The 1,734-nt window shown below is 44.9% G+C and carries 1 protein-coding gene; it reads right to left on the bottom strand.

Annotated features, from left to right (window positions below; translation table 11 throughout):
• Nucleotides 1–120 precede the first annotated feature (120 nt).
• A complete protein-coding gene (gene ltrA / locus EV194_RS16805; protein ID WP_243699440.1) occupies nt 121–1,590 on the bottom strand; it encodes a group II intron reverse transcriptase/maturase in 1,470 nt (489 codons plus the stop codon).
• Nucleotides 1,591–1,734 lie beyond the last annotated feature (144 nt).

Raw genomic sequence — 1,734 nt, 5'->3', positions numbered from 1 at the left:
GTCGGGTAACGCAGGCGGATTGCTCCGCCCTTGTCCCCTAAGAACCGTACTTGATAGTTTCCCATCATACGGCTCAAGCTCTCTAAAGGCGGAATAAACCACCCAGCAATATATAAAAATTCAGGCTAAAACCCTGCACAACTTTCTTTTATGGATATACTTATCCCAAAATGGGTCAAAAGGATTGACCGCCCCTGCAATGAGTTTATGGCGTCTGATTTTGAAAAGGGCGAACATTCTAAGCAAAATGGTTTTCCCGTTGGAAAATTTACCAAAGAACTGCCATTTTCTGTTGCCAATGGTCATAAACAGAAGTGATACAATCTTTCTGTATCCAAGGTTGTTGTGTCTCCTGCGTGCCCAATTCCAGATGTTGCGCCACAGTATCCTGTCCAGATTGAAGAATATTCTCTTTGAACAGGCATGTTTGTGGTAATTAGCCCACCCGGTAATGACACGGTTTAGATTTCGGATTAAAACGGCCGCTTGTGAACCCCTGTGTTTAACAATAATCCCTTTGAGTTTCCCCATAACAGATTTGATGCTATCTTTGGATGGTCGCATTAGGAGTTTGTTTTTGGCATACATCCTGATGTTCTGTCCAAGGAAGTCAAACCCATCTGTCACATGGGTAATTTGGGTTTTCTCCTGCGATAATTGCAACCCCCTGGTGGCAAGAAATTCCTCAATAAGAGGTTTGACCTTGTTTTCCAGTATTTCCTTGTTGTTAGCCGTAACAATGAAGTCATCGGCATAACGAATAAGGTGGATTTTATACTTGTTGTTTTTGCGGCAGCCATCTGGTCTTATTGAGATGCCAAAGGCTTTATCAAGCATATTTTCAAGGCCATCGAGGGTCATGTTGGCGAGGGTAGGGGATATGATTCCCCCCTGCGGAGTACCTTGCTCGGTTGGAAATAATTGTTTGTTTTCCATAAACCCGGCTTTAAGCCATTGTTGCAGTATCTTTTTGTCCATGGGGATGTTCTCGATAAGCCATTGGTGGCTGATATTGTCGAAACAACCCTTGATGTCCCCTTCGAGTATCCAAGTAGCACTGTCCGACCGTGAGAGATGAATGAAACATCTTTCTAAGGCATCATGGCAGCTTCTAAGTAATCGGAAGCCGTATGAGCCTTTGTCGGCCAGTGTCTCGGAAACTGGTTCAAGGGCAAGAAGGTGTAAAGCCTGAAAAGCCCGGTCTTTCATGGTGGGAATCCCCAACGGTCTTTTCTTACCGTTCTTTTTAAGGATGTAAAGACGGCGCAGGGGCAATGCTTTGTAGTCCTTCCTGACTAAAGATTTGGCAGCCAATAGTTTTTGGCTTGGGGTTTTCCAGCGTATCTTATCAACGCCGGGCGTCCGTTTTCCTTTGTTTTCAGTAACTCGTTTTACCGCCCAAAGTTTGGCATGAAACGAGTGGGTTAGAATCCATTGCAGGCTTCTGGCCTTGCTGTGTTTTCCTTCCCTTATTGCCTTTGCAATACGTCGTTGTAATGACTTGACCGACCGCTCTACTTTCTTCCAGTCAATGGCGTTCCAGTTTGAGTAGTTGGCTTTAGGCGCACAGTCCTTTATGTCGGGCTTCATTTGCATTTCCTAAATAAAAAGGCTTATTACAATTTTCTTGCAACAGAGAACCAGATGAAAGTCTGCACGGTTTTCACCGGGGGCAAATGCGGAACCCCTATCCCCCTCATTACAAGGTGGCTTTCGCTTCATCCATCCTCCCAT

Origin of the sequence: Natronoflexus pectinivorans, assembly GCF_004345615.1 — a bacterium.
GTDB lineage: Bacteria > Bacteroidota > Bacteroidia > Bacteroidales > Marinilabiliaceae > Natronoflexus > Natronoflexus pectinivorans.
The sequence above is the reverse complement of the archived record's forward strand: the minus strand, read 5'-3'. Positions and strand labels throughout refer to the sequence as shown.